Below are 5,904 nucleotides of genomic sequence, written 5' to 3'. Positions count from 1 at the left end.
ACCACACAATTGTTACAACCGGTACATCGCTCCATGTTGATATGCATTGCAAATGCCATTGCTTATATGCACCAGCCTATATCGATCGAAATCGATTACTGAAATGGTTGTGGGAGAATATAGATAAAGTTTCTTAATAAAATGGAAGCCGAAACCGGGCGTATTTCACCCATTGTAAGCTTAAAAAAATTAACAATATTGATTTGTAAACATAATATACCCAAAGCAGGAGGGAAAGAACACCCGGAAACCTGATATGCCCAAGAGCAGAGGATAATTATCAGATTTCCATATTACCGCAGGAAAACGAAAATTATGCAAGAATATCTCGTTTGCGCGCGTATTTGAGGAGGGCATCACAGGGTCAAAAGTGTTGAACAGACCGGCATATTAACAATGTTTGATTATCCAGTAGATATGAGATTATCAGTGGGTTTTGGGGGTGATACAGGATCTATTATTACAGTGCATCTTCACGCCCGAAATTATTTCGGTACCGATTACCTATTATACTGTCACCACTGATATTTCTGTTAACGAAAATTCCGGCATCAAACCCGGACAGAATGCAGGATATCTATGATTACCTTAACCCCAGAACAGGTAAAAGAACGGTTTGGACCGTTATTCTGCCATCGCCTGCTGGTGATGACCGATGAAAAGGAAGGTATTGCTGAACTTCACGAGCAGTGTCATGCCCGCGGCCCCATTGAATGGGATCACATGAACCGCAGACGTGCCGGTGGTGCCCTCATCTCTGCAAAGACAGAAGGGACCACCATGACCATGACGGCAAAGATCGGATCCTATCCCATCCGGTTTGGTCCTTCGGATACGGAGCTCGGCGGCCAGGCACTGGAAGCGGTCATCGTTAACGGTAACGAAGTGGCCACTGCCTGGGCAGGGGCCGCGGGGGCAGGTATTGGTGTTGCTGCATGTCTGGCACAGGCACCCGGAGTAATCAGGGTTGAGTACAACTCAGAGGAGGACCTCCACGTCGGCGGAGCACACATCTGCCGGAGCACCATCGTTCTGCCAAAGTACGAAAAGATCACCTTCGGCATTGATGATACCGATACCAAGGAAAGCGGGGCAACTTGGGTTCTCGCCATGAAATGCGGGGAAGCCTGTACCCTTGACGGGGCGATCTTCCTCGGCATGAGAATTATTCAGCTCAACCCTAAAGCTCCGGAGAAGACCACCAACTGTACCGGGTCCGTCATCACGTTTGCGGTAAAGCCGGAGAAGAAGGAGGAGCTGATTCAGTTCGTCAAAACATTTGTAGAGGAACGCTCGACAAGTACTGATACCGGTATCTGCTACTGGAGCGGCATCCGACTGCCGGAGTCGTCCTATGCAAAACGGATCAAAACCGAACTGCTGACAAAAGAGGATGCGGTTGCCGAGGCGGAACGCCTCGGCATTCCGTTCGTGGACTCGGCAAACGGGAAGGGACGTATCGGTGCTCTTGGGGCACTCCTGTGGGCAAACGGAGGTGTAGAGGTTGCAGGGTTATATGGCGAATCTCCGTGATCCTTATCAGGCACCCTATCAGGAGATCATCGCAGTCGCGTCCGGTGACGGCAGACAGATAGAACTGATCGAATGCTTTGACTGCATTGGCGGCGGCATGTGGGTGGCAAAACACTATGCCCAAAGCCCACTGGTTACAAACGTCCGAAAAGTCGGAACCACGATCCGATACCACATCACGCCCGGTTCGGTGGAACTCCCGCTTGCCGGATCAACGTTCCCCGCAGGAATCTGTGGGGCAAAGGTGTCCGATACCGAGATTGCGGTTTCCTACCTTGGTATGGGCGGCGGAGGGGTTGGGGCATCCGTCTGCCGTGCGAAAGCAAAAGGAGTGTTGCGGGCCGAGACCACACCCTGCGGCGGCGGAAAACTTGCCGGGTCAACCCTGCATCTCCGCAGAATGGAGCGGGTCATTATCGGTATTGATGACACCGATACCCCGGAGGTCGGTGCAACCTGGGCACTGACACACAACATCGCCCGGGAGGTGGAGGATGATAACTCCCGGTACCTCTCCCATACCATTACCCAGTTGTTTCCGGTTGCCCAGCGGACCAAGAACTGTGTTGCCGTGGCAATTGAGTTTGCCACAACCGAGCCGGATGTGCTGATCAGCAGGGTGCAAAAGCTCGTGGAACAGTACACTCTTTCGGACAAGACCGGTATGGTGGCGTTCCGCGGGTTTGATCCGTCACCGCTGGAAGAGTATGGATGGATGGTGAAACGCGGAGAAATTACGCTGGAGAGTATGAAGTCGATTCAGCAGTATCTCGACATCCGTATCGGCGGGTCGGGAATTATCGGTGCGGCAGCGGCAATTCCGTTCTACACCAGATTTGATGAGGCACTGGAGTTATGTGGGAATCCCTGAAAGCACAACTGCTTGAGATCGGCACGGTACAGCTTACCGGAGCCGATGCTGCGGAGTATGAATCAACCTCAACCGCGGGACCCGGAGCAGGGGGACGCGGGTCGGTCTTCTTCAGTTACGAAGGGCATCGTGTGCGTCTCGCTGTTGCAGATGAGTCGCCGATTACGATTCGTCATATCGGCGGCGGAACGGTGATGTTAACCTACGGTTGTATTGAGGTTCTCGGAAAACTCGAAAAGCCGGGAAGTCACTGCCCGGGACAGGCATATATTACTATCAGCGGGTCCTGCATCTTCCACTGTAAATACTGTCCGGTGCCGGCAAACGCCGCACCAACCAAATCGGTGGAAGAGATCGTTTCCCTCGTCCGGGATGCGGGAGATATTGAGGCAATCTCTCTGACAAGCGGGGTTGCAGGTTCACCTGAGGAGGAAGAGGCAAGAACCCTTGCGGTGGTGAAAGCACTCAGAGTGTTTGATCTCCCCATTGGTGTTTCGATCTATCCTGTTGCCGGGACGGCACGCCGTCTGCATGAGGCGGGGGCAGCCGAGGTTAAGTTTAATCTGGAGACGGCGACGCCAGAACTTTTCGCAAAGATGTGTCCCGGCATGGATCGTGATAGGATCAATGCCGAGCTGGATGAGGCGGTGCGGCTGTTTGGCAGAAACCATGTGTTCACGAATCTCATCTTCGGACTCGGCGAGACCGACGAGGAGATGAAGGCCGCAGTCGGGGATCTCTGTGCCCGCGGCATCATCCCGACGCTGCGTCCGTTCTCTCCCGGCGGTGAGTTAAAAGATCTGGCGCGCCCCGGGTTCAAGCGGTTTATGAGCCTCTACAAGCATCACCGCTCGGTTCTTGCGGCGAATGGTCTTGATACCCGTGAAGCAGAAACGATGTGTATCGCCTGTACCGGCTGCGATATGGTGCCGGGCCGGGACTGACTGCGATAGTCGGATTTAATTTGCATTATCGCAATACATACAGTATCTGTATGATCTTTCCAACCGAATGCAAATACATCGGGAGTGCGGCAACAAAACCGTACGGCGATACGGTCTATTTCCTGACGAAGTATCTGATCCATCCGGTACCGGAGGGTTTTGAGATTCTGGAGGTGGAGCATGAGGGGGAGAGCGGGTACCTGCGAAAGGTGAAGTCCGTCCGTCGTCTGGTAGGGCCGGAGGATATTGCTGTCTGGGAAGGACCAATTACGCCGCATGACCGGACAGGTCTGATCCGAAAGGCGCTGTCCACAGGAAAGCGGTGTACCATTTTCGGTGCAAATGATGAACACCAGATTTTTGTGCTGGATCCGGATCTTTCGGGGCTGGAGACGGTGCATGTGTATGATATTACACCCCCGCGGGCAAATCTGTCGGAGAACCTGAAGATTTTAGAGGAACTGGGATTTTTCGGTACCGAAAATATTCAGTTTGCACATCACGTCAGGGATATTGCAAAGATTCCGGCGGATGTGTATCCCTGCCGGGCCGGGGGTTTTGCAAAAACCCTGGACCGGGACAGTCTGCACGGCGGCGAGCATGTTGCCTGCTGTCTGACCGGCCGCCATATCTGCGGTGAGTGTTACGGCGATGATTTTGTGTTCGAGGATACCTGTCCTTTGTCGCAGGTGGCAGAAGAGCCGTTCATCGCCCGCTGCTGCCGGGCGGAGCGTTCCGGGATTGGGATCTACAACGGGAAGTTCGGCGCGGTTGTTCACTGGGGGTCGTCGCCCCGCGTGATGCTGGAGGCGGTTGATGCGATGCTTGCTGCATGGCGGGAGAGAAAGAAGGAGGAGTCACGTCATGGTTAAGCTTGGATTTCATGTCTCAATTGCCGGAGCGTTTGCACATGCGGTGGAGCGGGCACAGGCGCTGGGCTGTGATACGTTTCAGATATTTACCCGCAGTCCGCGGGTGTGGGCTGCAAAACCGATCGATGCGGCGGCGGCGGATGCGTTCATTGCGGCTCTTGCTGCGTCCGGTATCGGGCCGGTGGTGGACCATATGCCCTATCTCCCGAACCCCGCGGCAGAGAAGCCGGAGATTTATGAGAAGTCGGTTGCAACGCTGACGGATGAGCTGAACCGGTGCAGTCAGCTGAAGATTCCGTATCTTGTTACGCATCTCGGACATCACGGGCCTGAGGGGCACAAGAAGGGGCAGGAAAAGGTCATCGCCGCAATCGGTCATGCTCTGGACAATGCTGAGGGCGAGACGATGATTCTTCTGGAGAACACGGCGAACGAGAGGAACACCGTCGGTGGGACGTTTACGGATGTCGGTGCGATTGCTGACGGGCTGGGACGCGAGCCGCGGGTGGGTTTCTGTTTTGATACGTGCCATGCGGCGGCGGCGGGGTATGATCTGAAAGGTCACGGGGCGGAGACGGTCTTCGGATGGTTTGCGGATGAGGCGGGGGATCTTTCGCGATTGCGGGTGATTCATCTGAACGATATGAAGGGAGGGGTCGGGTCACATCTTGATCGTCACGAGCATCTCGGTCTCGGGACTCTGGGGGAAGAGACGATTCGGGATGTGCTGATGTTTCCGAGAGTTTCCCACTGTGCATTTATTATGGAGACGCCATCAGATGAGGTGCGGGATGATGCGGGAAACATGGCGGTTGCACGACGGCTTGCGCAGATGTGACGGGGATGAATCCGGCAGTCAGGGATGAGCTGTTCGCGAGTCTTGAGAAGCTGCATACGACCGGGCCGGGCGCGGAACGAGTCCGGAAGAATCTCTCGCTGGATGCGGGGGAGGATGTGGTACGCTGGTGCAGGGAGCTGGTCCAAAATCCTGAGGCGGAGATACGGAAATGCGGGAAAAACGTCTATGTCCGGGTTGGTGACTGTGAGATAACGGTGCATGCCCGGAGTGGTACGATTATTACGGCGCATGTACGGAAGGGCTGATTTTTTCGGGGGAAGGGAGCGTGCAGGGTGCGATGTGTGGTGAAAGAATGTTCATCCCTTCATAGAGTATCCGGCGGAAGTGATGTTCCAAGAGAAAAAAAGTGTTTCCACCGCCGCAGTTGTTGATACCTCCTGCACGATCGGTGCGGGAGGCTGCAATGGTTCGCCGAATCAACCCGATGACGTCGGCATAATATTTTTTTCTTTTTTTGGGTATGTTTTGTTTGCCGGTTCTGTGTGTCCGCTGCTTTGTGGGGACCCCCTGTAAGAAATAATACATCACGGGATGGTGTGCTGAAGGCATGCGTTCGGCCTGTTCCCTTCGCTGATTGCGATTCCACGACATGATTTCGTAGATATTTTTTCTGGAAAAATTTCTCCTCTGGCTTTTCTTTTCTGAAGTATTGTGTTGTGTGGTGTCTTCGGCCGCGTGCACAGGAATGCGAGTTCACGCGTATCCGGGGTATCCGCGTTTTTTATTCCATTTTATCCGTTCAAAGCTTCCAGTATTTTTTCAGAAAAAAAGGGGAGAGAGGGTTGCCGCGGGGTTATCCGTGGTAGAGGCGGATGCTGCGGATAA

At 54.0% G+C, this 5,904-nt stretch carries 8 protein-coding genes; 6 read left to right on the top strand and 2 right to left on the bottom strand.

Going from position 1 to position 5,904, the window contains the following annotated elements:
- A partial coding sequence (locus O0S09_RS10065; protein WP_425438245.1) for a 4Fe-4S binding protein occupies positions 1-47 on the bottom strand: 47 nt, incomplete at its 3' end.
- Positions 48-579: 532 nt separating this feature from the next.
- Here O0S09_RS10065 and O0S09_RS09815 point away from each other — a divergent pair.
- The 6 genes from O0S09_RS09815 to O0S09_RS09790 are packed head-to-tail and all read left to right on the top strand — an operon-like array spanning position 580 to position 5,324.
- The gene (locus O0S09_RS09815; RefSeq protein WP_268923796.1) at positions 580-1,533 is read left to right on the top strand and encodes a tRNA(Ile2) 2-agmatinylcytidine synthetase; all 954 of its coding nucleotides are present in this window, start codon (positions 580-582) and stop codon (positions 1,531-1,533) included.
- Entirely contained in the window at positions 1,517-2,404 is an 888-nt protein-coding gene (mmp11, locus tag O0S09_RS09810; protein ID WP_268923795.1) for a methanogenesis marker protein 11, read from the top strand. The genes O0S09_RS09815 and mmp11 overlap by 17 nt, the downstream gene beginning before the upstream one ends.
- A complete protein-coding gene (locus tag O0S09_RS09805; RefSeq protein WP_268923794.1) occupies positions 2,389-3,348 on the top strand; it encodes a radical SAM protein in 960 nt (319 codons plus the stop codon). The genes mmp11 and O0S09_RS09805 overlap by 16 nt, the downstream gene beginning before the upstream one ends.
- Positions 3,349-3,398: 50 nt before the next feature.
- Positions 3,399-4,220 (top strand): DUF7714 family protein, encoded by an 822-nt coding sequence (locus O0S09_RS09800; protein ID WP_268923793.1) that lies wholly within the window; start codon positions 3,399-3,401, stop codon positions 4,218-4,220.
- Positions 4,213-5,058, top strand: coding sequence for a deoxyribonuclease IV (locus O0S09_RS09795; protein ID WP_268923792.1), 846 nt, complete (start codon positions 4,213-4,215; stop codon positions 5,056-5,058). Before O0S09_RS09800 ends, O0S09_RS09795 begins: the two co-directional genes overlap by 8 nt.
- Before the next feature lie 5 nt (positions 5,059-5,063).
- Positions 5,064-5,324: a DUF3781 domain-containing protein gene (locus O0S09_RS09790; RefSeq protein ID WP_268923791.1), complete on the top strand. Its 261-nt coding sequence runs from the start codon at positions 5,064-5,066 to the stop codon at positions 5,322-5,324.
- Here O0S09_RS09790 and O0S09_RS09785 read toward each other — a convergent pair.
- On the bottom strand, positions 5,299-5,760 hold the full coding sequence (locus O0S09_RS09785; protein WP_268923790.1) for a hypothetical protein: 462 nt from the start codon (positions 5,758-5,760) through the stop codon (positions 5,299-5,301). The genes O0S09_RS09790 and O0S09_RS09785 overlap by 26 nt on opposite strands.
- Between the last annotated feature and the right edge of the window lie 144 nt (positions 5,761-5,904).

The organism is Methanocorpusculum vombati, assembly GCF_026891935.1.
Classification (GTDB): domain Archaea; phylum Halobacteriota; class Methanomicrobia; order Methanomicrobiales; family Methanocorpusculaceae; genus Methanocorpusculum; species Methanocorpusculum vombati.
Note: the sequence above shows the minus strand (reverse complement) of the source record. Positions and strands in the feature narration are given on the sequence as shown.